The organism is Ureibacillus sp. FSL E2-3493 (assembly GCF_038077515.1).
Classification (GTDB): Bacteria; Bacillota; Bacilli; order Bacillales_A; family Planococcaceae; genus Ureibacillus; species Ureibacillus halotolerans.
This window is the reverse complement of the sequence record NZ_JBBOPK010000001.1, coordinates 407,894-431,202: the sequence shown is the minus strand read 5'-3', so window position 1 is coordinate 431,202 and position 23,309 is coordinate 407,894. Positions and strand designations below refer to the sequence as shown.

General features: G+C 35.4%; 24 protein-coding genes. 8 read left to right on the top strand and 16 right to left on the bottom strand.

Annotated features, from left to right (window positions below; translation table 11 throughout):
• Positions 1 to 25: 25 nt before the first annotated feature.
• On the bottom strand, positions 26 to 535 hold the full coding sequence (locus tag MHH69_RS02325) for a GNAT family N-acetyltransferase (protein WP_122971657.1): 510 nt from the start codon (positions 533 to 535) through the stop codon (positions 26 to 28).
• 27 nt (positions 536 to 562) lie between these two features.
• Entirely contained in the window at positions 563 to 2,179 is a 1,617-nt protein-coding gene (locus MHH69_RS02320; RefSeq protein WP_122971656.1) for a M20/M25/M40 family metallo-hydrolase, read from the bottom strand.
• Between the two features lie 229 nt (positions 2,180 to 2,408).
• Between MHH69_RS02320 and MHH69_RS02315 the strand changes: the two genes are divergently transcribed.
• Positions 2,409 to 2,807 carry a GyrI-like domain-containing protein gene (locus tag MHH69_RS02315; RefSeq protein ID WP_341361659.1) on the top strand — a complete coding sequence of 133 codons (399 nt, stop codon included), beginning with the start codon at positions 2,409 to 2,411 and terminating at the stop codon, positions 2,805 to 2,807.
• 164 nt (positions 2,808 to 2,971) lie between these two features.
• Entirely contained in the window at positions 2,972 to 3,373 is a 402-nt protein-coding gene (locus tag MHH69_RS02310) for a (deoxy)nucleoside triphosphate pyrophosphohydrolase (protein ID WP_341361658.1), read from the top strand.
• A 49-nt stretch (positions 3,374 to 3,422) separates the two neighbouring features.
• On the opposite strand, the gene dcm is transcribed toward MHH69_RS02310, so the two are convergent.
• The 6 genes from dcm to MHH69_RS02280 form a co-directional block, all read right to left on the bottom strand.
• Complete coding sequence (gene dcm / locus MHH69_RS02305; protein ID WP_341361657.1) at positions 3,423 to 4,673, bottom strand: DNA (cytosine-5-)-methyltransferase; 1,251 nt, start codon at positions 4,671 to 4,673, stop codon at positions 3,423 to 3,425.
• A 98-nt stretch (positions 4,674 to 4,771) separates the two neighbouring features.
• The gene (locus tag MHH69_RS02300) at positions 4,772 to 5,905 is read right to left on the bottom strand and encodes a hypothetical protein (RefSeq protein WP_341361656.1); all 1,134 of its coding nucleotides are present in this window, start codon (positions 5,903 to 5,905) and stop codon (positions 4,772 to 4,774) included.
• Positions 5,906 to 5,908: 3 nt separating this feature from the next.
• Positions 5,909 to 7,270 (bottom strand): Sau3AI family type II restriction endonuclease, encoded by a 1,362-nt coding sequence (locus MHH69_RS02295; RefSeq protein ID WP_341362942.1) that lies wholly within the window; start codon positions 7,268 to 7,270, stop codon positions 5,909 to 5,911.
• A gap of 31 nt (positions 7,271 to 7,301) precedes the next feature.
• Complete coding sequence (locus MHH69_RS02290; RefSeq protein WP_341361655.1) at positions 7,302 to 8,072, bottom strand: DUF6339 family protein; 771 nt, start codon at positions 8,070 to 8,072, stop codon at positions 7,302 to 7,304.
• A gap of 2 nt (positions 8,073 to 8,074) precedes the next feature.
• Positions 8,075 to 8,920: a hypothetical protein gene (locus MHH69_RS02285; RefSeq protein WP_341361654.1), complete on the bottom strand. Its 846-nt coding sequence runs from the start codon at positions 8,918 to 8,920 to the stop codon at positions 8,075 to 8,077.
• The gene (locus MHH69_RS02280; RefSeq protein WP_341361653.1) at positions 8,910 to 10,838 is read right to left on the bottom strand and encodes a hypothetical protein; all 1,929 of its coding nucleotides are present in this window, start codon (positions 10,836 to 10,838) and stop codon (positions 8,910 to 8,912) included. The genes MHH69_RS02285 and MHH69_RS02280 overlap by 11 nt, the downstream gene beginning before the upstream one ends.
• Before the next feature lie 261 nt (positions 10,839 to 11,099).
• Between MHH69_RS02280 and MHH69_RS02275 the strand changes: the two genes are divergently transcribed.
• A complete protein-coding gene (locus tag MHH69_RS02275) occupies positions 11,100 to 11,945 on the top strand; it encodes a nuclease-related domain-containing protein (protein ID WP_341361652.1) in 846 nt (281 codons plus the stop codon).
• Positions 11,946 to 12,033: 88 nt separating this feature from the next.
• Here MHH69_RS02275 and MHH69_RS02270 read toward each other — a convergent pair whose 3' ends face one another.
• Positions 12,034 to 12,555, bottom strand: a complete 522-nt coding sequence (locus tag MHH69_RS02270; RefSeq protein ID WP_341361651.1) for a GNAT family N-acetyltransferase — start codon at positions 12,553 to 12,555, stop codon at positions 12,034 to 12,036.
• Positions 12,556 to 12,716: 161 nt separating this feature from the next.
• Between MHH69_RS02270 and MHH69_RS02265 the strand changes: the two genes are divergently transcribed.
• Entirely contained in the window at positions 12,717 to 13,247 is a 531-nt protein-coding gene (locus tag MHH69_RS02265) for a hypothetical protein (RefSeq protein WP_341361650.1), read from the top strand.
• Between the two features lie 61 nt (positions 13,248 to 13,308).
• Here MHH69_RS02265 and MHH69_RS02260 read toward each other — a convergent pair whose 3' ends face one another.
• Entirely contained in the window at positions 13,309 to 13,749 is a 441-nt protein-coding gene (locus tag MHH69_RS02260) for an Lrp/AsnC family transcriptional regulator (protein ID WP_341361649.1), read from the bottom strand.
• 157 nt (positions 13,750 to 13,906) lie between these two features.
• On the opposite strand from MHH69_RS02260, the gene MHH69_RS02255 reads away from it, so the two are divergent.
• Complete coding sequence (locus MHH69_RS02255) at positions 13,907 to 14,959, top strand: alkene reductase (RefSeq protein WP_341361648.1); 1,053 nt, start codon at positions 13,907 to 13,909, stop codon at positions 14,957 to 14,959.
• Positions 14,960 to 14,982: 23 nt separating this feature from the next.
• On the opposite strand, the gene MHH69_RS02250 is transcribed toward MHH69_RS02255, so the two are convergent.
• Both MHH69_RS02250 and MHH69_RS02245 read right to left on the bottom strand, forming a co-directional pair.
• A complete protein-coding gene (locus MHH69_RS02250) occupies positions 14,983 to 15,453 on the bottom strand; it encodes a DinB family protein (RefSeq protein WP_341361647.1) in 471 nt (156 codons plus the stop codon).
• Positions 15,454 to 15,761: 308 nt separating this feature from the next.
• Positions 15,762 to 16,172, bottom strand: a complete 411-nt coding sequence (locus MHH69_RS02245; RefSeq protein ID WP_341361646.1) for an Lrp/AsnC family transcriptional regulator — start codon at positions 16,170 to 16,172, stop codon at positions 15,762 to 15,764.
• A gap of 127 nt (positions 16,173 to 16,299) precedes the next feature.
• Between MHH69_RS02245 and MHH69_RS02240 the strand changes: the two genes are divergently transcribed.
• Positions 16,300 to 17,058 (top strand): MBL fold metallo-hydrolase, encoded by a 759-nt coding sequence (locus MHH69_RS02240; protein WP_341361645.1) that lies wholly within the window; start codon positions 16,300 to 16,302, stop codon positions 17,056 to 17,058.
• Positions 17,059 to 17,131: 73 nt separating this feature from the next.
• Here MHH69_RS02240 and MHH69_RS02235 read toward each other — a convergent pair whose 3' ends face one another.
• The 4 genes from MHH69_RS02235 to thrS form a co-directional block, all read right to left on the bottom strand.
• A complete protein-coding gene (locus MHH69_RS02235) occupies positions 17,132 to 17,593 on the bottom strand; it encodes a hypothetical protein (RefSeq protein ID WP_122971634.1) in 462 nt (153 codons plus the stop codon).
• Positions 17,594 to 17,597: 4 nt separating this feature from the next.
• Positions 17,598 to 18,383 (bottom strand): hypothetical protein, encoded by a 786-nt coding sequence (locus MHH69_RS02230; protein ID WP_341361644.1) that lies wholly within the window; start codon positions 18,381 to 18,383, stop codon positions 17,598 to 17,600.
• Between the two features lie 23 nt (positions 18,384 to 18,406).
• Positions 18,407 to 18,871 (bottom strand): hypothetical protein, encoded by a 465-nt coding sequence (locus MHH69_RS02225; RefSeq protein ID WP_341361643.1) that lies wholly within the window; start codon positions 18,869 to 18,871, stop codon positions 18,407 to 18,409.
• Positions 18,872 to 19,039: 168 nt separating this feature from the next.
• Positions 19,040 to 20,968, bottom strand: coding sequence for a threonine--tRNA ligase (thrS, locus tag MHH69_RS02220; RefSeq protein ID WP_341361642.1), 1,929 nt, complete (start codon positions 20,966 to 20,968; stop codon positions 19,040 to 19,042).
• 500 nt (positions 20,969 to 21,468) lie between these two features.
• Between thrS and MHH69_RS02215 the strand changes: the two genes are divergently transcribed.
• Positions 21,469 to 21,651 (top strand): hypothetical protein, encoded by a 183-nt coding sequence (locus MHH69_RS02215; RefSeq protein WP_122971630.1) that lies wholly within the window; start codon positions 21,469 to 21,471, stop codon positions 21,649 to 21,651.
• A 102-nt stretch (positions 21,652 to 21,753) separates the two neighbouring features.
• Positions 21,754 to 22,239, top strand: a complete 486-nt coding sequence (locus tag MHH69_RS02210; RefSeq protein ID WP_122971629.1) for an NUDIX hydrolase — start codon at positions 21,754 to 21,756, stop codon at positions 22,237 to 22,239.
• The last annotated feature ends 1,070 nt before the right edge of the window (positions 22,240 to 23,309 follow it).

Sequence of the window (23,309 nt, the reverse complement as noted above, 5' to 3'; positions counted from 1 at the left end):
GGTCAGTACCCTGGGGTTTGGAGGGTTATTTATTTAAAAACAACACCATCATATCCTCATCGAGATATTGACCGTTATGGAGCAGTGCCCTTGGTTCCACTCCGTACGTTTCAAATCCGAGAGACTGATAAAGTTTTTTGGCGGATTCATTGGTTGAGACAACTTGTAAACGAATTTGTTCCACCCCTTCAAAATCCTTCGCTCGTGAAATGACTTCCTGTAGTAGCGCCTTACCGACTCCTTGACCGCGCGTCTCAGGTGCTACATACATCCCATAAATCGTTCCTTTATGTTTTTCTTTCATACCCGTCTCTCGCACAAATCGTACAACGCCGAGCAACTCACCCTTTTCATCAAATGCCCCTAGTCCGTAACTATCTTCTGTTGCCCGAATACGTTCTTCCACCATTTCCTGTGTAAAGGCCACTTCCCGCTCATAAGTCGACCCAAAGGCTTCCGGATTTGTTTGCAATGCTCTTAAACGCAAAGATTGATAGACTTGTGCATCTTCTTGTTTTAATATACGAATGTTCATGTTGACCCTCCACTTCTTCTTTACACTTCATGTTTCATCTATTTCATTTGCTGTTTCCTTCTCAACAAATCTTAAAAGTTGATAAATTAAGTCAGGCATTTCATAGAAAGCACTTTTCATATGGAGCCGCTCTGAAATTTGATGGGCGTCCTTCCCATATGGCCCGACATTTAGCACAGGGGCATTGAATGTTGCAATGTGGTCAAAAGGAATATCGTATGTGCGTTTCCAAACGGGCGTATTCACTTCATATGCTTGCCAACCCGTATCCTCGCTTAGTTGGCAATAGCTTAAATCACTAATACCATTAAAATAATGTACTTGCTGCAATGGAATTTCATAAGGCTTCGATGCCTGTAATACGAAATCAATCGCTTTTTTTGCTAACGTATGATCACTCGAATTAACCGCAGGATAAAATGGTGGAACGAATAGCACAACAACTGCCGGCGCTAATTCCTGGCAATGAATCATTAGTTTATCTGCAATGAAAAAAGATTGGTCCCGTTCATCTAAATCTGCTTTCGCGATTATTTCTTCTATTAATTGTTCTACTTCATCGTCACCAAGCTTTTGCTTTGCATAGTTTAGTAGTTCACTATAACGAATCGTACGTATTTGACCGATCGGATGGACGTTCATTTTTGCACACACTTCATCATAGCGGGCTTGACACTTCTCCATTGCCCGGACTGTCACTTGTTCAAATAAATCTAAAATTTCGGCAGCACTTCGCTTCATTAAAAAAACGTTGTACATCGCCACTGCCCGGTAAGGCGTTTGGGTAGAATACTGCTCCTTCAAATCACGTAGTTTTAATGCAACAGGTAATGGTGTTTGCTCACCATAAACAGTTTCAACAAAGGCCTCGTTCCATTCCATTTCAGTTGCTAAAAAGGCGCTCATAAAAGGGGCACTTAGACCTTTTAAAGGCTCTCCCACATGGGTTTCCTTTCCGTAAAATAACGCAGCTGGCATCACCTTACCGATGGACCCGGTATAAATATATTCTTGCAAGTCATAAGGGTCTTGGGAAAAAGAAGGTTCACTATTTAAAAAGAGGCTAATGTCAAGATCATAATGATTGGATACTTCTGCAATATGCTTTGCGGCTTGACGCATTCCAGCTGAGTTTACCTCTTCATCGGGCACCGTTATTAAAAGCAAGTTCATATTCCATTGTTCTTCAATGGCACGCTCCAGCACTTGCATATGAAGGGCAAGTCCCATTTTCATATCCATGACACCGCGACCAAATAAGTAATCCCCTGTATCCAAATCCTTTTGCGCCTGTTCATTTAACATCCCCTTTGCCTCTTTAAATGCTTGAGTTAACTCTACTGGCAAAGTAGCCAGGGGCATGAGTGCACCATACTCTTCGATTTGAACTGTATCAAAATGGCTAATGAGCACCACAGTCTTTTTTGCCTTTGGATGCCTATACAATGCAGATACTACCTGTCTTCCCCCTTCCACCTCAACTGTTTGTAAATAGTCACGATTTTCTTGGAAGTACGGAAGGAGCTGAAACTTCGCATATAGTTTTTTAGAAAATTCTTGTTCTCCTTTTGTCAACGTCTGGCTCTCCCAGCTCACAAGTTCACATAATAAACCTTTTAACTTCTCCGGCGTATCCCATTTCATAGACAGTTCCTCCCCTCTGTTAATTCAATTCTGCTATAGTAATAGTTAAACAAATAGTATGGAAATACCTTTGGGAAGAAGAAAATAAAAGATTTACTCGAGGTAAATTTTGGTATTGATGCCAGTAGGATTCTTCGTTATAATCATTATAAGAACAAACGTTCCCTTTTTTGAATTAAGTTAAGCGTTTAATAAAAGATTGGAAAAATTAGTGTGGAGTGATAACCTTATGAAATTAACAGTAATCAATAGTGTGCGAACGAATAATTTTAATGATGATCTTTTGCTACAAAAAATTTCAGGATTGTGGAAGGATGCATCTAGTCGTCTAACGGGGCAAGATAGTATTGTCTACGGTGTCTATCATACCTACGAGAGTAACTATAAAGGTGATTACACATTAAGTATTGCACTAGAAGATAGCCAAAACCAACCTTCCCTCGAAATACCGAATAACACAAAATATGAAATCTTTAATGTAGACACAGCAGATGAACAAGGCACTTTAAACACTTGGAAAACCATCTGGGAACGCGAGGAATCAGGTACACTGAACAGAGCGTACACTTACGATTTTGAGAAATATTATCCTAATGGAGAAATTGAGGTTTTTATAGCGATTAAATGATTTAAAGGGATGTTATAATGGGAAACCAATAAGACTTGGGTTCCCTCTATATTTTTACACAGACGAGCTGTTTGTCATTTATGAGAATATGCTGATTTATAAACAATTCTATTTTATTAATGATAAAATACAGGAAACCCAATGTTAAAAGCATGGAGGAATCAATGAAAAAACAAGTTCATGTAGTCGGAGCGATTATCGAAAATGACAAGAATGAAATCTTTTGTGCTTTAAGAAGTCCCAAAATGTCTCTACCGAACTATTGGGAATTTCCTGGTGGAAAAATTGAAGATGGGGAAACTCCTGAAGAAGCATTGGCTCGTGAAATCCAAGAAGAGTTCAACTGTACCATTTCAGTTGGAGAAAAAGTGGAAGATACCACTTACGAGTACGATAAAATGGTTGTTAGACTCGAAACTTACAAAGCAAAACTCGTTGATGGACAACCTACCGTATCGGAACACGCTGATACAAAATGGGTTACGCGTGAAGAAATTCGTTCCCTCAACTTTGCACCAGCAGATATTCCAGCGGTGGAGAAAATTATTAGATTTAAGAGTCAATAGGTTAGTTCTTTCATATAAAAAAGACCATGGTCTCCCATAGTCTTTGTCTTTAAATTAGTAACTCAATTTGCTCAGATGTTACATTTTCCTCTGCATCAATGTCTAAAATAGTTTTCCCCATTTTTGTTATTAGATCTACTACTAAAGCATTCCCCATACAAAAGTACCGCATACGATCTGGCATACCTGCCGTCCAGTTGTCTGGGAAGGAGTTTAAACGTTCACATTCAATTGGAGTTAAAAATCGTTTACGCCCATTCACTTCAACTATATGGCTACTTCTATTCACAGTACCTTCACTAGTCAACATTGTTCTACCCGGTCCATCAAGGTCATCTGTTGGAGACATTCCACCTTCAGAAAAGATATACTTATGTCCTGTTGCAGAGGTTCTTTCAATCTTTTTAGGACCACGTAAATATGCGAACTTTTCTGCTTGGGCCTCTGTTAGATAAAATTTCTCCTCTACCTTATCTTCATCTAAAAGAATATCTTTTAGAGGAATAAAAGATTCATTTGCCACTTCAGTATGAGCAGTGAAGAATTTTCCATCAATCATAACACCGGCAGTATGGAAACCAAAAGAAAATTCATCTGATATTTGTAAAATATCTAGCGGTAATTCATGCATAGACTCTCTACCTTTATAAGGTTCAAGTTTTACAGGAAAAGTCTTAGCAAAGAAACCTTCTTTAAATACGATTTCATTTTTACTAAATCTTAACTGCTTGTCCGCAAAATCCAAATCTTTTTTATATGCAAAAATAAATACCCTTCTCCGCTTTTGTGCACAGCCATATTCTGCTGCATTCACAACACGCCATTCAACGATATAGTTCAAATCTCTAAATGTTGCTAACATAATGGCGAAGTCACGACCGCGCTGTTTAGAAGGAGATTTTAATAAACGGTCCACGTTTTCAAGTAACACATATTTAGGATGGGAGTTTTCAAGTACCCTTTTAATTTCCCAAAATAGAACACCTTTTTTTCCCTCTAACCCCTTTTCACCAGAGAGAGAGCGAGCAACAGAGTAATCCTGACAGGGGAATCCACCAACTAATAAATCGATTTCAAGCTGTTGAAACACCTCGTCAGATACTGTAGTAATATCTTCATTACTGTGAATTCCTTCTGAGAAATTTCTCGTATAACAATCAAAAGCATCTTGTGTTTTGCGTGATGGCTCCCATTGGTTTGCCCAAACTGTTTTAAAAACGTCCGAGTTCGCTTTTTCTAAACCTAATCGAAATCCGCCCACGCCCGCAAACAACTCGACTACATTCAGAGTTTTATCCATAAGCGAACATCCTTTCTGTTTTTCTCTATTATAATAAAAATTCAAGAAAAGATCAACTATTTTAATTAACTTTGTCTAAATTTAATATTTCAAATACTTTAAATAACTTCTTCAAATTCCAGCTGCTGAGAATCTATATTATAACTATACTTTATTAATCTTAAATTGGACCATTCATGTGAGATGGGTGGCCTTCTTCCTTGAGTAAAATTTCGTTTAGCAATAGAATCCTTAAGTTCGATCACTTCCATTTCAAAATCTTTAGCTACAATAAAAGCCTCAATCATATTGTAATCACCATAACTATACTCTCTATTTACCCAATCGACATATTTCATTACTTGATTTACAACATCGACATTAGCAACATCTTTTTTTATTTCAACAACTAGATATTTTGATATTGTTGATTTATACCCTTCAATAAATCGATAACCAAACACATCCATTTTATCCATATAGTCTACTGGTTTAAAAGGTGATGCTACAACTTGATGGGATAAATAGTCCCAACGACCAAAAATACCACTTGAGTTCTTTTTAATATAATCAATTAAACCAGCTTCTATTGCCATTTCATGCTTTATTTCATTATTTTGGGCAGCCAAAATTAAAGTATTTTTAGAATTTAATGTGTACTCTTCGTTATAAAGTTGTTTAACACGATTATGCATGTTAGAGGAGAAGTTAAAGTGAAATAAATGATTATTTATATACTTCTCATTAGATTTTAAGATCATATCAAAGAGAGCTTTATTCTCAATATCATCAATTTTTATAAATGATAGTTTCCAAAGAACTCTTAACATTTTAAAGGCATTTGGATTTGATTCTAAAACATCATCCATATCAATACCTTCTTTAAAAAAAGCAGGTGCACCTATAAAAGTGCATATAAAACGATTCTTTAAATTTTCCTCCGAACTGTTTAATATCATTTTATCTTGAAGATTCTTATAGTCATTAACAATTGGAATATCTGCTTTAGGGAAATTTAATAGCTTACAATCACCAGCTATTGTAATTAATTTACCTATTCCATATATTTTTCTTTTAATAAAGAAATAAACGTTATCTCCTTCAGTCATAGAAAGATAATCAGCAAGAGTACCTTCGTGGTGAGGTTTCCAAGTATTATTTTTCGGAATGTTTAAATTTGTACTGTAAATACCATCTTCAATAATTTTATTGAGTGAATCAATATTATTAAGTGTAAATATGTAGCCCGCCATAATTTACACCTCCAAACTACTCACTATTTCAGCGATATAACTAGCATTCAACCAATAACATTGTTTTGTAATCCATTGTCCATCTGGTAATTGAACTTTGTCATTAGCATCAGCGCCTTTTGGTCTAACGTGTAAAACTCCATTAAAATTGGACTTTGGAAAATTGTTTTCCACTCCCTTACTCGTTTTAGTTAGAACGACTCCATCTATTAATACCTTTCGAATTTCACTCCAATAATTAAACACTTCATTTTCTATCGTTTGAAGCGGCATATGCCACAATTTAATTCCTTTAAAACGTAAAATATCTTCTTCATCGAACTGGAAAACAACAAATAAAATTTGAGTTTCTAAAAAATAATTTCGGATAAAGGAATCTTCCCAAGTTTCTTCTAATATTTCATTAAAATCAATGTTTACAAAAGACATACTTTCTTTTGGTTTACCATTCTGTTTAAGTCTAACTGTTTTAAATTGGATATTCGCTTTTGCAAATTCTGCGATGTTATCAAGCTTTGTCCCTTTAACACCTAACAAAGCACTTATTAGATTTGCAACCGCAGCACGGTTTTTAGGGTTAATTTTTATATTTAGCTTGTTAGCCATTTCCATCATTGTCATACCTGTATATGGCTCAAATCGTTCTTTAAGTAATTGTTCAAGCGTTTTTTCCTTCAATTCATCTGCACTTGCAAATTGCACTAACTTTTCATTTGAAATTACTTGTCTAACTAAAGTGGTCATATAAGACTGTTTCAATGAGTAAGCTCTTTGCATGGCTAATTCATCGCTATATGGCTGTGCTCTTAACGAATTTTTATTTGCTCCTTTAGTACATGCGCCTAAATATTGCGTATCTCCCTCAGAGAGATTATGCGCTTCACCAGCTCGGATTTTATTTACAATAAATTCCCAGTCTTTTTTTATAATCTCTAAATCTTCTTCTGGAAAAGTAAATAAAATGGTTTCAATAATTTTATAATCTCCTCGGTCAATTTCAGGCTTCCACTCGTAAAACATTAAGAGTAATTTTTCATTTTTCTTCCAAAAACTAGATGACCAAAAATCGTTATGTACTTCATCCATATAATTTATGATATTTAGTACAAGTCGCTCCTTAGCAGAAAGTGTTTTGTTTTTATTTTGTTTAAATGGAGTAACCTTTAACTCAACACCTAAATTTGAGAAATCTGCTTCAGCTTTACTATTTACTTCATAACCAAAAAAACTCTCTTCAATAATGTTACCTAAAGCACCTGTTGCACCTTTTTTACTTAAACGATTAAATTTATCTATTTCTTTAAAAGTTTTACCACGGGCTTCTTTTGCTTTTATAATCAGTTCATTTTCACTGTTAAAATACATAGATTCATCTCCGAAATTTTTTACTATACAACTATTTAACACTAGTAACATTTTGCAATTCTAAACCAAAAACTTTTCTAACTCTCTTCTCAATCATCTCTTTCACTTCATCCTCTTCAAGCAAATCAAGTACCATCGCCCCACCAGAAATATTTAAATATTTTGTGGATTCTACAAAGTGTGCACGTTTGATATCTACACCTTCATCACGTAATTCTACTAAAGCACGTAATATTCCCTTTGTGATAGCTGGATTGGATGTGAAGTTACTTGAGAAAAATACGACGCAACGTGCTGAGAAATCTGCTGAGCAGAAAAATTCTGTTAACCAATATGGATTTTCTTTGTTAAATTCATCATATGTCATATAGCCAACCCACCAAAGCCGTGCTAGTGCATGAACAAATAAGGAGCGTTTTGCACCATTTGTAAAGAAAATTGCCGATTGAATACGCTTATCGTTTTTCTTTTCGATGTCATTTGCAATTCTATAGTAGATATAGTCTCTCATTTGAACATGGGCTAATCCTGACCAAAGACGTTCTTGAGTAGCTTGGGCAACAGTTAAATGTTTTAATGATTCATAGATTACTTTTACGTTTTCATAATCACTGACCATATAATTTTCATCATTGTTAAAAACCGTTTTTTCAAATTCGATTTTTGATTCGATTAAATGGCCTTCTTTTTGAAAATATGCATCAAACCATGCATCATCTTTTTTATAGTAATGGGTTTTATAAGTTTCAAAATTTGCACGAAGGTCTTGCAATGCTTCTTCCGATAAAAATTTAATTTTCATTGTTAGTCCTCCGCCTCGCTAATTTTTTTAATTTCAATAAATGCTTTTTCTAATGGATTTTGTAGTACCTTTTGTGCAGCTTCTATAGGAGATAATGTCCCAGTAATAAACTGACTTAATGGCGTATTATTCTTTTCAAATATTTGTTTTAATATTTGATACCATTTATGATCGACGTATTCATCTTGATCTTCCCTTATTCTATAAAACACCTCAATTAAACATGGAAGTATTACAACTGAAAGAATCGTTTCTTTTAATCTAGAACTTGCATTTATAGCGTATTGGTCATACTCATTCTTAGGAAGTTTAATAATAATTTGATCCGACTCAATATCCACTGTCATTATCTTTTCTTTTTCCACTCGGCGAATCGTTACAATGGAAGGTAAGTTTTGAGATTCTTCATCCTCTTCAAATAAAGTAATTTCTACTGCTTCCCCAATAGCTAAAATATTTCCCTTTTCAAAAGTAATAGGGAATCCTTGATAAAAGTCGTTCAAATTAGGATTTTGGTAGTTTTCAATTTTCTCACTTGCCAAAATAAATGGATGAACATCCACTTTTCCACGTAACCGATTATCCGGTATCGATTCTAGTATATAGGGCTCTTCGGATTGGAAGATTTGTCGGTAACTGGTTTGTGGACATTCGATATGCAAAGCGTATTTTGCCTTTTCTTCCGCAATTAGTTGAGTAATGGTAGAATCCTGTAAATTACTTTTAAAACTAATACTAAGTTGCCCAAAGATTTTTTGTACTTCTATAGTTGTTTCAAACTTTGAATTTTTATAGTTATCATTTTCACTAGATAATACAGGGTACGGGAATGAGTTATTAAATTTCATATAAGTCCACCTCTAGTACACAATATTGTTCGTAATCCACCTTCACCTGAATATTCTTTGGCTTTTTACCTGAATGGTTGATAAAACGTACAATATTTTTATCAATACTTGTAATTTGAATATCTTCCGACGTCACATCTAACACAGGAAGAATATAGTCACTTTGCTCTCCGACAACTTTAAATTCAAGTTTCCCTTTTTCGAATCGTTTTGTCGGATGAATATTTAGACGGTATAATCCTTCATTCTTCTGCAAACATATGTACCGAGTATCTGCATCAATTGGCTTATTCTTTTCTTTTTCACCTTTACCGTCTTGTGTGCCACCCGTACCATCCTCTGTAGCTCCTTGTTCACCATGCTCGTTACCAGTGCCACCGCCTTTTCCTTGACCTTCATTTCGATCATCATTGGAATGTCCAGCGAATTCACCTTCTGGAGCTATTCCTGCGTCCACAAGTTCATCCTCAAAATTTTCCTTCGTTTGCTTTTTCTTTAATTTTTTCTTCGGCTTCTCTTTTTTCTTTTGGGTAATTGATTTTATCTTTAGGGATAGGGATTCTTTCTTGTCTTCACCTTCCCCTGCTACAGTCGTTGTGTCTGGTAGAAAATCACTTAACCCAAAGGCATCCATTGTTTCGGTTGTTTCTGCTTGAAATTGTTGTTGAACTGTTTGTTTAACAAACTTCCGTAGATCACTGTAAACTTTTTTCGCCTCTGTTGGTGCTTCTTCTATTCGATTTGGCTCCCAATCAGTATGAGCAGGATTTTCCATCCGTTTAAACACTTGGTTCATCTGTTTACCTGTAATAATGAGAACACCTGTAAAACTTATACTTCCACTAATTCGATTTTGTTCAAAAAGACGCATTCCAGCTTTACGGGTCATTAAAACACGACGATTTAAGTCTTCCCCTTTCATGATATAAAGGGTTGCCTCACCTTCTTCAAAATTCCCAAGTTTTTTATAGACTTTCTTTGGATAAGGTACTTTTATACTCTCATCAGACGTAAGAAGTTTGAAGTAATCTTTTACATGGCGATATTCTTCAATTGCATCATCTAGATTTGCAATTAATGAACCTATATTTTCATGGGATATTGTTTCATTTTCTACTTTTACAACAAGCTTTTTTTGCCAAATTGTGATGAAGAAATTAAATATAACCGAGTTACGCATCGCTTCAACCCAATTTTCTTTTGGATCAAAAGCCGTTACGAAAATATCTGTCCCACTTTCATTCCTTTGGAAAGTAGGATCTAAGTTTAATAAACCTTCTATTGCTGTTGAGTTTTCTATATTCGTAAAATAACCTGTCCCTAGTGTATTAACATTCTTTTTCGCTTCAAAGGACATAATATTTGCCACACCAATATGAGACTTGAAGTCCGACATATCGTAAGAAGAATAAAAGAGTGTTCGAAGTTTTGAGTTGGCAAAGGGTGCTGATTTTCCGATACCGAAGGAACCACCGGAACTATCACCTTTATTTGAAGAACCAGCTTCTTTTACTAAGGAACTCCACGGAGTACCTAGTTCACCAGTTCTTGCACCCTCCAATCCTTTTGTATTAAAATCACTTATTCTTAAAAATGAAATTTCATTATTCGTTAATATGTATTTAGCTTGTTCGACGAATTGTTCAATTTTTGCATTTTTACCTTTCCAAGTCGTCTCACATTTATTAAAAACATCGATAAGCTCGGCTTTCTCAGGAAAACGGTTACTTTCAATGCGAAAACTTTTAAATTCCACGATAACCGGTTTGGATTCATCCTTTACCGCATCGAGTGAATTTTGGCAAATTTCCCGTGTAAGAGAATCCAACTCGTTCCCTCGAAAAGTTTCAATTCCTGCATTATTTATCGAGTTTATTGTCCCACCAGCTGCTGCTGGAAAATTCCAGAATGGTTTCATCCCAATCTCCTTCTCTGACTAAATTACTACAACTATTGTAATATTATAACAAATTAAAGTTTCTTAGTAATTAGAAGAAAAAGAGATTATTAGTTTAAATTATTGGTAATTATAGGGTTTAACGGCATTAAAATCATTACGATTAACTATTGGAGTTAGTAAAACTCATATAAATATTTTATCCTCTTAAAATTAACTGCCTCCCTACCGATGTAACTACTACTATTCAAATATACTGAGTCTAAGAAAAGAGGTAACACCATGGTTTTTTCCTTCTTCAAAAAGAAACAAAGTCAAACAGAGCAAAAAGAGACACCTTCCCCTATGAAAACAGCCGTTTCAAATAAAAATAATGAGCATTGGGCAAAGAGAAAAGGAGAGCTTGGGGAGTATAAAATTAATATTCAGTTAGATCAGTTCCCTAAAAATTATAAGCATATTAGTGACTTGATGATTATCAATTCAAAGTCATCTACTGGCTATTCCCAAATCGATCATATCATTATGACACCATACGGCTTATTTGTAATTGAAACCAAAAACTATCAAGGAACGATTTATGGTGGGAAGGAGCGAAAAACGTGGCTCGTTAATGGGAAGTTTAAAATGATGAGTCCTTTAGTACAAAACTATGGTCATATTCAGGCAATAAAAAATTTAGTAGAATCCCACTATCATGACTACTTCATCTCAATGGTTTCTTTTACAAAAAGATGCACCTTTAAGATAGATGAGGAACTCCGTAAAATACAATCAAACGAACTCGTTGTTTATGATATTGAGCTAACAGAATTTATTAACCGTAAAATTGCCATCCTCAAGTTACAACATAAAGAACCGTTTTTATCGGATTATGAAATTGAACTACTCTACCAACAACTAATGGAAGCTAATATTACGGATCCTACGATTCGAATGCAGCACGTTGAAAATATCAAAACGTCTAAAAACGAGAACGAAAAAACGGACAAGGAAAGTATATGTGTTGTCTGTCAAAAATCCGTGTCAGATAAAGTAAAATCCTATTGTCTATCAAATAAAAAGTTTGATGGGAAAATTTATTGCTACGATCATCAAAAAACGATTAATAAGCATTCGTTTACATAAAAGGGATTGGAAATTCAAATCCCTTTTAACATCAATAAAAAAGAGTTAACGACCCATATTTAATCGTCAACTCTTTTTCTCATATAGACTACTTATTACTTTCCCATTCTTCGCCTAATATCGCGTAATAATATTCGTCCCACCATTCATTTCCCGATGGAATGCATTTTTTAAAATAGCCTTCCCTTCGCATGCCAATCTTCTCCATTACTCGGTAGGAAGGGATATTTTCTGGTTGGCATGTTGCAATTATTCTATGTAACTTCATTTCTTCAAAACCAAATTTTAAAACGGATTGGGCTGCTTCTGATGCATAACCTTTATTATAATACTTCGGATTAAACACCCATCCGATTTCATATGTATGTTCCCCAAAATATTTAAAAAATGCGATGTGTCCAATAACCACATTCTCATCTCTTAATACAACCGCAAATTTCTCAGCTTTTTCCCCCATGTTTTGATTGATAAATTCTTTCGTCTCTTCTCCCGTAAAGACACCTTCAGGTATATATTTCATCACATTGTGATCCGAAATATATTCGTAGACATCTTGCCAATCCTCGATTTCAAACTTACGTATAATTAGTCTTTCTGTTGTGATGTACATTTCATATCCCCCAATAAAAATTCAATACTACTGGTTTCGATATAGAGAATAATATCCCCTCTAAATAAGGGCATTTTCATACAACAATTTAAACTGTTACAATATGGAAAAGGACTTTTTATCGAATTGGTTAAGAATTGTAACTTTAAGGGGAGAAGGATATGAGTTTTAAACATGAAATTAGCCTTATATTGTCTAGAAAAACGATAGCTGCAGTTATTTCCAGTTCCTTATTTGGCGTGCTATTAGGTTTGATTTTCACAATCATTCATATGCTTAATAATGAATTGGATACTGTTGGAGAATACTTGTTTTGGTTTTTGCAAGCCACTCCAGTATATCTGGCATTCAGCTTTCCGATGATTTTCATCTATGGCGCGATTACTTCTACTATAAGTGATTACATAGCCCGTTTTCTTTCAAACTACACGAACAAAAAATTCGAAATTTATATTTCGTTCGCTTTCCACTTACTTTTCGGTTTAATTTTACTTTGGACTAGTTTATTAGCCTCTGTTTTATTTTTTATAACGGATTACATTTTACGCCGGAAAAATATCGGGGGCTGGAAAAGCTCTTTTAAATCGTTAGTAATCCTTATAATAGGTTTTATACTATATGCATTCGGTTTGTACATAGTAGATAGTATCATCCATCTAAAGGATCGTTTTCTTGAATATTTGGTTTTCTAAAACATTTATCAAATAGATTAAAAGGATAGATGGTGAGAATAATGATGCCCTACCGATACCTTCAATCGTTCTTTATTATTGGAATCAATTTATCATTTTCGATTGGTGAAGACAGTACGATTAATGTTGTTGAATCTCCGTAAATCCCCATCTCGTTTATGGCAACTTCAAGGGATTGAAGGGTTTCCGTCACTACTTTTACTAAAAAGTTATATTGGCCACTAATTCTATATAATTCCACTACATCCTTTGATTGATTGCAGAATTCTACAAAGTTTTCACAGCTTTTCGTATGGAATAACAGGAAGGCTGATATCGGTTTGTTTATTTTTTCTGCTCTTACAATCGCCCGATAATGATCAATAATTCCCTTTTCCTCCATTCTGCGCACTCGCTCTGTAACCGCTGGCTGAGAGAGGGCTACCTCTTTTCCAAGTTCCGTCATGGAAATTCGACCTTTCTCCTGTAAAATCAAAAGGATTTCTTTATCCAATTCATCCACAATAACGACCACCTTTATTTTTTAAGTAAATTACTTAAAATAAAATTAATTTAAAACTAATAGCACTTTATAAACTGGATTTTCCTATATAACTCCTTCTTTTCATTATATAAAATAACCCTAGAAGTTAATACTTTTATAAAGGAGTTAGGACAACATGGGGATCAATGAATTATTAAGTTCAACTCAGATTGGTAACTGGCACTTGAAAACAAAAATTGTAATGGCACCAATGACACGGAGCTTTGCTAATAATGAAACAGGTACTGTTGGAGAAGATATTGTCCACTACTACCGGAAAAGAGCAAAAGACGGGATTGGGCTAATTATTACAGAAGGCATTAATCCTTCTCCTAGAGGCAAAGGTACTTTTGGTGTTCCTGGGTTATATACGAACAGCCAAGTAGAGGCATGGCGGAAAGTAACGGAAGCTGTTCATGAAGAAGGTGGGACGATTGTTGCCCAACTTTGGCACGTAGGAAGGTTGACACATCGAGAACTGACTGGAGGATTGCCACCACAAGCACCCTCTCCTATAAAGGCGGATGGACTTGTCCATCGATTGCGGAAACCATATGACATTCCTGAAGAAATGACTTTATTGGATATCAAGGAAGTCATTCAAGACTATGCATTAGCTGCTCGAAACGCCATCAAGGCCGGTTTTGACGGAGTTGAAATCCATGGAGCCCATGGTTACTTAATTGATCAATTTAATTCTGAAGTGACGAATAAGCGGACGGATGAGTACGGAGGCAATTTACAAAATCGCTTAACCTTTATGAAAGAAGTATTAATGGCGGTTATTAATGAAGTCGGTAAAGATAAAACCATTATACGATTTTCCGAATTGAAAGATGATATCCCAGGTTATAGATGGGTCAATCCTGAAGAGAATATAAAGGCTTTTATTCAAGTATTTCACGAAGTAGGACTCCAAATTATACACCCTTCCACAAATGACTTTACCGAAAAAATGGTGAATGATATGACTTTTCATCAACTCGTGAGAAAATATTGGGATGGTATGATCATTGGGGTCGGAAATTTAAATCCAGACAGTGCTTCTAAAGCGATTGCGGAAGGTACTATTGACCTTGCTGCCTTTGGACGTCCTCTACTTGCAAATCCGGATTTCGTTCAAAAAATAAAAGAAGGACGTCCTCTAAAACCCTATGAATCAGCAATTGATTTAAAATACTTGAATTAATAAGACTTTAACCGAGCGTTGGGCTACGATTGTTCAACGCTTATTAGCATTTGCTTCATACTTTTAACAATCCCCATGTGTAAACTCTCATGATTCATATGAAAAACGACCATATCCCCTAATGTTTTCATACCTAAAAAGGGTTCTTTTAGCGGTTCGTCTAGGTGTCCTTTACAAGCTTGTTCAATCGCATGTACTTGTTGTTCCAACTGTTTTATTAGTACTTCCATTGACGGAGGTTGCTCTGTCCAATTATTTGGTTTACTCCCGCTCGGAAACATCAAATGATAAGATAGAGGCATTTGTCTTTCTAGGTGAACTGCGGGAAACATTGTATTATCCCAACCTACTAAAATATGACCGGCATTCCAGCGGATACTATTATGATGGCCATTTGGAATTTGGTCCGCAATCTCCTCAGGTATCGTCCGAAGAAAGTCAACTGTCCATTTACGCCACAATTTCATTTGTTCAAATAATTGTTCTTCCCTCATTATGAGTCCCCCTCATTTCCTGCCCTTCTTCATTAAATCGATTATGTAAAAAAGTTGGGTGATGATAAAAGAACCAAAAATAATGAATAGAATACATAGAGCTATATCAACTTCGCCAACTAAATCACCTAATACCAACAAAATTAAAAACATAAGTAGTATCCCTGAAAATACCGTTAGAAAAAACATACTGATATAACGTCCCAACGTCACATCCCCCTTTCCCTATACTAGTTCTCGACTCTCAACCAACTCTCCTTCCCCTAACAACAGTAAAAGAGTGCATTATTATAAATGCACCCTTTTCGTTATTTATCAATCACAATGGATAATTTATAGTTCGCATGTTCGTTTAACGCGGTCAAAAATTGATTCAACACTTCGTTGGAAGGAAATCGACATTCAAGAAGGTAACAGCCTTCCCCACTAATTTTATAATTATGAATGATGTGTTGTTCTTCGGTTTTAATAAACGCCAAATAAGGCTGGTGATAGGTGCTTTGCGTAAAGATTGTAATAAAAGCATGAATCGGACAACCTAATTTGGCTTGGTTCACTTTAACGGTATACCCTTCGATAACGCCACTATCTTCTAACTTTACCACCCTTGCCGAAACCGCCGGCCCTGTTAAATGAACTTTTTCCCCTAATTGTTTCATAGTGAGCCGACTGTTTTTAGATAGTTCCTCTAAAATCAGCCTGTCCGTGCGATCTAACATGTCACTAACTCCTTTCATTAATAAAGTCAAACAGGCAAAAGACTTTATTTTTTCTATGTATCCATCAATAGGTCATAGTTTAAACTATACACAGTTTAAAGAATACCCGAAAAAGGAGTTAATGAATATGAATATACATCAAATTCGTAATGCAACGATGGTTGTTGAATATGGAGGGAAAAGGTTTTTAATCGACCCTATGTTAGCGGAAAAAGGAACTTACCCTCCTTTCCCTAATTCACCAAGACAAGATCAAAAAAATCCGATAGTTGAGCTGCCTGCTACCATCGACAAGATCGTTCAAAATATCGATGCGGTTATTGTCACTCATCTACATTTAGACCATTGGGATGATGCAGCTAAGGAATCATTGCCAAAGGACATCAAAATTTTTTCCCAAAATGAAGAAGATGCTACGGAAATTCAAAAGGCTGGTTTCCAAAATGTCGAGGTTTTACAAGAGGATACGGTCTTTGAAGATATCCAATTAATAAAAACAAAAGGCAAGCATGGCAGAGGAGAAATTTTAAAGCTTGCAGGTCAAGTGTGTGGTGTTGTCTTCAAACATGTAACGGAAAAAACTTTATACGTTGCAGGAGATACAGTATGGTATGAAGCGGTTCAAGATGTAATCGAAACACATGAACCGGACATCTTGGTTGTCAATGGTGGAGATAATCAATTCCTGCAAGGCGGTTCCCTCGTTATGGGGATAGATGATATTTATGAAGTGTATAAGGCTGCCCCTAATGCAAAAATTATTTCCGTTCATATGGAAGCCGTTAATCATTGGACGTTGTCTCGGGAGGAATTAAAACAATTCATTAAAGAAAAAAGCATCTCTAACGTTTTAGTGCCAGATGACGGTGAATTTTACTCATTTTAAGAACAATAAAAGTGCACATCAACTCGTTTTTTACGGTTCGTGCACTTTTTATATACTTTCATTCCCCCTGGAATTAATCTTCTAATTTAGCCACTCCTAATGCAAGGTGATCCCAAAGCAATTGTTCCACTTTTTCACTTAGTTCATTCGGACAATTGATGACTAAAACGACCTCTGAATGCTTCCCTTTTAGCACCCTTTTTCTTTTATAAATTACTTTATAAAGGATGAAATCGATCAAAAAGCCCGTCACAAACCCAACCGCTCCACCGATTAACCCCCAATAAATCGGACCCCACTCTAATTGAAAACCGATACATGCTCCAATTACACCAAATGCCGTTCCGATTGCCGCTCCCTTATCAAACAAACTAATACCATCAGCTCGATGAAGTGTATCAAATAATCTTCTTTCTTGGGTGCGATTCACAAGCGGGACAGCAAGAATTTGACTTTTGTGTACCCCTAATTGTTCTATAGCCGTAATCGCTAACTCAAGATATGTGGAATGCTCAAAGGTAGAAATTATTTGCAATGGATCACACCTCATCAGATGTTGGTATTTTTATACGAAATTGGTTGTAATTTTTTCGCAAAAATGTTCGTTGTTCACTATCAAATAGTTTATTATTTTCCACTGTATTTACGTATGCGTCATACACGCCAAAGCCAATTTGTGATGGAATAAATAAAAACCATTGTGGGTTAAGTGCTTCAGTCGCTTTGCTAATTTCACCCATGAAGAGGAAATGAACCGCGACAAGGACATTGGAAAAGTAGACAAAGACAATCATAAACGACACCATAAAAGTGGCTGTAATTACTCGATGGATATACAATTGACCTAATCCCGGTGTTAAAAAGGACCAAAATATCGCCATACTCGGTCTTCTTTTATCTAAATAATTCACTTCTACAGCCCCAATAATAAAAGAATTAAAATTAGCATTTTCCCTTTCCGCTAATAAGTAGACTTTGTTCATATCCACTGCACTCCGGTAACTGTCCCAAATACCAAAAATATAGACGGGAAGATACAAAAGGAGCCATCTTGGTTCTAGCACTTCCTTCGCCATTTTAAAATTCCCGGTAAAAGAATAAATAATTCCATAATTTAAATGGGCCATATTGTTCACAAGAAGTTCCCATAAAATGAGGGCATAGCCTCTCAAATATTTCGATAATAGAAGATGGCCAAAACCAGGAAAAGCAGCTGACCACCAAGCAATAATATAAGGGTTTCGCAAATGGAGTTGGGTAGTTCCAACTAAACTGACATGGGTTTTATAGCGTCTGGCTGTATTATTATTAGTAAAATTCCTCATACCGCTGCAACCCCTTAGTTATCTTATAACGCTTTTTCCAATTTACATATCCATTTATAAAAAGCCAACTCAATGATAAGTAAAATCGGATAAATAGGTACTGAATAAACTAATTTCCACCATCCATAATGGAAATAGCCCCAAGGTTCTGGAAGCAAAGCTAGTGCTTCATAAATGACACATACTATAGACCAAAATACAATATAAAGGAAACGCTTTAAAAAAGAAGTGCGAAACGGGAAAAAATTTAAAAACATGAGTATAAAAGGCGGCGTCAAGATAATTCGCACTGGTAAATCAGACCATTCAATTTCACTATCGCTAAAATACCAATAAGCGTTATATTTAGTACCTAAATAGAGATCAACAATTAGTTGAAATAAGACGGTAAATGTCCACATATGGACGATTTGATTTTTAGTTAGTCGCTTAACCGTAATAAACGCAACCGTGTTTAAAAGGATAACGGCAATTATAAGTCCGATCATAGCAAAAAAGAATCACCTCTTTAGACACTATTCTTTACTAAAACTTTATTAAGTATTCCGCACCTTTCTTTCAAGCAATAAACATCTTCATTTAAATGCAATAACCCTCTTTCAAAAAATGAAAGAGGGTTTAAGGCGTTCTTAATTTGATAATTAGGATTACTATTTTTAACGCATATTCATTGGTAGAGACTTTTCATCTATTTCTTTTAATATTTCGTGTAAAAATTCCTCTACGGACATTGTTTTTTGTACGCTCTGCTTATATCCCCTAACTGTAACTGTTTGGTCTTTTTGCTCTTGGTCACCTAAAACAATCAAGTAAGGGACTTTCTTTATTTGTGCATCTCGAATTTTTCTTCCAAGCTTTTCATGACGACTATCGATAGAAGCTCGTATTCCTGCTTTTTGCAAGAGCTTATATACTTTTGTCGCGTATTCATTATGCACTTCGGTAACACCCATTATCTCAACCTGCTTTGGCGCTAACCAGAGTGGGAATGCTCCTCCAAAATGTTCAATTAAAATACCTAAGAATCGATCAATTGAACCAAATACTGCACGATGAATGACAACAGGTCTTACTTTTTCGTTTTGTTCATTTACATAAGTTAAATCAAATTTTTCAGGGAGTTGGAAATCAAGTTGTACTGTTGCACATTGATGGCTACGGTTAATCGCGTCTTTAATATGGATATCAATTTTCGGTCCGTAAAATGCACCGTCCCCTTCATTGATTTTATATGGTGAACCTATATTGTTTAAAACATTTTCTAATGCCCGCTCAGCTTTGTTCCATAAGTCTAAATCACCCATGTAGTCATCTGGTCGTGTCGATAACTCAATTTCATAATCAAACCCAAATACTTGATATACATGATCAATAATCTTTAATGCTAACGTGATTTCGTCTTCAATTTGTTCAGGTGTTACAAAAATATGTGCATCATCTTGACAGAATGTTCGAACACGTAACAAACCATTTAATGCCCCACTAAATTCATGACGATGGACTTGTCCAAATTCAGCCATGCGAATCGGTAAATCCCTATAAGAGTGCAAATCATTTTTATAAATAAGCATATGACCGGGACAGTTCATTGGCTTTAAAGCAAATTTTTGTTCATCTACTTGTGTAAAATACATATTTTCTTTATAGTGCTGCCAATGTCCGGATTGTTCCCATAATCGCTGATTCATCATCAAAGGTGTTCGAACTTCTTTATAATCATATGCTGTTTGTAAATCCCGAAGAAATGATTCAAGTTCATTGCGTATAATCTGTCCATTTGCTAAATAAAATGACATACCTGGAGCTTCTTCTGAAAACATAAATAGTTCGAGTTGTTTTCCTAACTTTCGATGATTTCGTTTTTCGGCCTCATCAAGGAAGTTGAAATAATTTTGCATTTCTTCTTTACTGGCAAATGCCACACCATAAATGCGTTGTAACATTTGATTATGACTATCTCCACGCCAGTAAGCACCCGAAATATTCATTAATTTAAAATACTGTAATTTATTTGTGGAAGGTACATGTGGACCTCTACATAAATCGTAAAACTCTCCTTGTTCATACACTGTTATCGGTTCATCCAATGGGATTGCATCAAGTAATTCCAACTTTAATGGATCATGTGCAAAAAGTTGATTTGCCTCCTCCCTTGTGACCTCTTTACGAACAATTTTAAGATTTTCCTTAACTATTTTTTGCATTTCTCGTTCGATAACAATTAAATCTTCCGGCACTAATGAATGTGCCATCTCTATATCATAATAAAACCCATTTTCTATAACGGGACCTACCCCTAAATGAACATCTGGATATAAACGTTTTATAGCCTGTGCGAATAAGTGGGCTGTCGAATGGCGAATGACTTCCATACCTTTTACTGAATGTGCCTCATAAATAGCAATTTGAGCATCGGTTAGAATCGGTCTCGCCAAATCATATGTGGTTTCATTTACACTTCCTACAATGGCTTTTTTCACTAAACTCGGACTAATTGCTTTTGCAATATCGGTTAGTGTTACACCTTTTGCAAACTGCGCTTGTTTGCCATCTGGAAATTGAATTAACACTTGTTGATTTGACATCCTAACACTCCTTTTCTAATTTGTTGCCTTTAAGGCAAATAAAAAACACATACTTGTCCACTAAGGGACGAGCATGTGTTGATTACCCGTGGTTCCACCCAAATTCCTACCTATGCAAATGCATCAGTAGCTCATTGAATGCAGATAACGCCTGCACACGTCACTAGTTTCCTAGCACAGCTCTAAGGTAGTAAATCATTTCGTCCAATTAGGAAACTTTCAGCCGGTGATTTCCCTCTCTTTTCATCTTCTCTAAAATGATTCGTATCCTCTTCATCGCTTTTTAAAATAAAATTAGTATCAAATTTAAATCATCCGGTTCAATATGTCAATACTTTTAATATTCTAAATATATTTCATTTGTCTAAAAACCATGTTTGATGATACTGCCATTTAAGGTCCCCTTGAAAAGTTAATGCCTAATAGATGAAAAAATAAAACAAATTACTTAAGATGAGAATAGGTTAAATTATTAATAAATGGGAAAAAGAGGGATTATTATGAAAACTAATGGCTTTCTCGTTTTGAATTTCATTATTTTGTTTGGTATAGGGGTTTATTTAATGGTTTATAGTTTTTCTGCGCATGTGGAATTAAAAACAGGAATTCCTATAATATCAGGTCTTTTAATGGGTTTTTCCATCTATTCAACCTATCGAATACAAAAGCAAGCAAAGCATTAGTTTGAACAAGATCATTTTTTTATCCGCGCTCATGATACATATGCAAAACTGATTTTCTAGATTAAACCAAACCATTATCCCATATCAATTTGGAGGGGAAACATGACAACTACTTATGTCCATTGGGGAGAATCAAAGGTTAAATTAACATGGAAGAAAAGTGAGGTACTTCCTCAAAGGCATCTAATCACAAGTGTCCATGGCTTTTGTTTTCAAGGTGGCAACTTATTATTAGTTCATTTAAATAAGAGAGGATGGGATTTTCCAGGAGGACATATCGAATCTGGTGAATCACCGGAAAATTGCCTTAAACGAGAGGTGTTAGAAGAAGGTTATGTAGAAGGCGAAAGCCAATTGTTAGGATACATAATCGTTGATCATAGTGAAAATCTTTTTTGGACAGAGAGTAGCCCATATCCTAAAATTGGCTACCAACTGTTTTACAAAATGACTATTACAAAACTGCTCCCTTTTGAAGGAAAATTTGAATCTTCAAAGCGTATGTTCATAAACCCTCAAGACATTTCCGCCTACCATCACGAGTGGAACATACTTTATCAGCATATTTTGGACTGTACATTCCAATAGATTTTTTTAAAATTCTGTTTAAAGATTTATGCTTTTATTTTCCAAATTAAAATTCCCATGTTATAATCTAATTAAATTAAGAGTACATTAAAAAAGACTACTCGATGAGTGCCATCAAGTAGTCCTAGCAATTTAACAGATTGCTTCAAGGGCAATCAGCATCACAGTAAAGAGTAAACCGTATGCTTGGTAGGCGGGCGGTTTACTTTTTTTGTGTGAACGTGTAGGACAATGTAAGAATCATCACTACAAGAACAGCCACATCAATCGTAAGAGACAACGCTTCTATACTCAACAATCGATATCACCTCCTAATCGATTACTCTTTCGGAAATGATATCGATCATGTTTCAGTCATTGTCATAGCAACACCCCCTCTCCTCAAAGAGTAGAGGAAAAACGAGTGCTGACCGCCCACAAAACCCTATTAAATCGCTAACCTTATTATACCATTATTGCTAGTATAATACTTCATCAAAAATCAGATTATTCTCAATTTAGATAAAATATACTACTTCGTTGTTTATAAAATGGAACGTTTCTTATCCCGTTTCCGATGCACAAAAATGATATTTTTTCTAAATGGCTATTCGCCATGTTATAATCTAGTTAATTTACGAGTACATTAAAAAGACTACTTGATGGGTGCCATCAAGTAGTCCTAGCAATTTAACAGATTGCTTTAAGGGCAATCAGCACCATGGTTAAAGTAAACCGTTGGCTTGGGAAGGCGGGCGGTTTACTTTTTTTGTGTAAACGCATAGGACAATGTAAGAATCATCACTACTAGAACAGCCACATCAATCGTAACCGACAATGCATCTATACTCATAAATCTATCCACCTCCTAATCGAACCCTTTCGGAGATGATGTAGATTAGGTTTTCGTCATTGTCATAACAGCACCTCCTCTCCTAAAAGAGTAGAGGATAAACAAGTGCTGACCGCCCACAAAACCCTATTAAATTACTTACCTTAGTATACGAATGTTTCTATTCCTATACTTAGTCATAAATCTGATTATTCTTCAGAAAAATATTTTCCATAGAGTTATCTTACTATTTTTGTGA

Excerpts from the sequence above, each read along its gene's own strand:
- MHH69_RS02250 (WP_341361647.1), bottom strand. The coding sequence starts at position 15,453 with ATGAGGGAAGAACAATTATTTGAACAAATGAAATTGTGGCGTAAATGG.
- MHH69_RS02245 (WP_341361646.1), bottom strand. The coding sequence starts at position 16,172 with ATGTTAGATCGCACGGACAGGCTGATTTTAGAGGAACTATCTAAAAAC.
- MHH69_RS02315 (WP_341361659.1), top strand. The coding sequence starts at position 2,409 with ATGAAATTAACAGTAATCAATAGTGTGCGAACGAATAATTTTAATGAT.
- MHH69_RS02280 (WP_341361653.1), bottom strand. The coding sequence starts at position 10,838 with ATGAAACCATTCTGGAATTTTCCAGCAGCAGCTGGTGGGACAATAAAC.
- MHH69_RS02270 (WP_341361651.1), bottom strand. The coding sequence starts at position 12,555 with ATGTACATCACAACAGAAAGACTAATTATACGTAAGTTTGAAATCGAG.
- thrS (WP_341361642.1), bottom strand. The coding sequence starts at position 20,968 with ATGTCAAATCAACAAGTGTTAATTCAATTTCCAGATGGCAAACAAGCG.
- MHH69_RS02300 (WP_341361656.1), bottom strand. The coding sequence starts at position 5,905 with ATGGCGGGCTACATATTTACACTTAATAATATTGATTCACTCAATAAA.
- MHH69_RS02275 (WP_341361652.1), top strand. The coding sequence starts at position 11,100 with ATGGTTTTTTCCTTCTTCAAAAAGAAACAAAGTCAAACAGAGCAAAAA.
- MHH69_RS02225 (WP_341361643.1), bottom strand. The coding sequence starts at position 18,871 with ATGATCGGACTTATAATTGCCGTTATCCTTTTAAACACGGTTGCGTTT.
- MHH69_RS02255 (WP_341361648.1), top strand. The coding sequence starts at position 13,907 with ATGGGGATCAATGAATTATTAAGTTCAACTCAGATTGGTAACTGGCAC.
- dcm (WP_341361657.1), bottom strand. The coding sequence starts at position 4,673 with ATGGATAAAACTCTGAATGTAGTCGAGTTGTTTGCGGGCGTGGGCGGA.
- MHH69_RS02290 (WP_341361655.1), bottom strand. The coding sequence starts at position 8,072 with ATGAAAATTAAATTTTTATCGGAAGAAGCATTGCAAGACCTTCGTGCA.
- MHH69_RS02310 (WP_341361658.1), top strand. The coding sequence starts at position 2,972 with ATGAAAAAACAAGTTCATGTAGTCGGAGCGATTATCGAAAATGACAAG.
- MHH69_RS02325 (WP_122971657.1), bottom strand. The coding sequence starts at position 535 with ATGAACATTCGTATATTAAAACAAGAAGATGCACAAGTCTATCAATCT.
- MHH69_RS02240 (WP_341361645.1), top strand. The coding sequence starts at position 16,300 with ATGAATATACATCAAATTCGTAATGCAACGATGGTTGTTGAATATGGA.
- MHH69_RS02295 (WP_341362942.1), bottom strand. The coding sequence starts at position 7,270 with ATGTATTTTAACAGTGAAAATGAACTGATTATAAAAGCAAAAGAAGCC.
- MHH69_RS02215 (WP_122971630.1), top strand. The coding sequence starts at position 21,469 with ATGAAAACTAATGGCTTTCTCGTTTTGAATTTCATTATTTTGTTTGGT.
- MHH69_RS02265 (WP_341361650.1), top strand. The coding sequence starts at position 12,717 with ATGAGTTTTAAACATGAAATTAGCCTTATATTGTCTAGAAAAACGATA.
- MHH69_RS02320 (WP_122971656.1), bottom strand. The coding sequence starts at position 2,179 with ATGAAATGGGATACGCCGGAGAAGTTAAAAGGTTTATTATGTGAACTT.
- MHH69_RS02285 (WP_341361654.1), bottom strand. The coding sequence starts at position 8,920 with ATGAAATTTAATAACTCATTCCCGTACCCTGTATTATCTAGTGAAAAT.
- MHH69_RS02230 (WP_341361644.1), bottom strand. The coding sequence starts at position 18,383 with ATGAGGAATTTTACTAATAATAATACAGCCAGACGCTATAAAACCCAT.
- MHH69_RS02210 (WP_122971629.1), top strand. The coding sequence starts at position 21,754 with ATGACAACTACTTATGTCCATTGGGGAGAATCAAAGGTTAAATTAACA.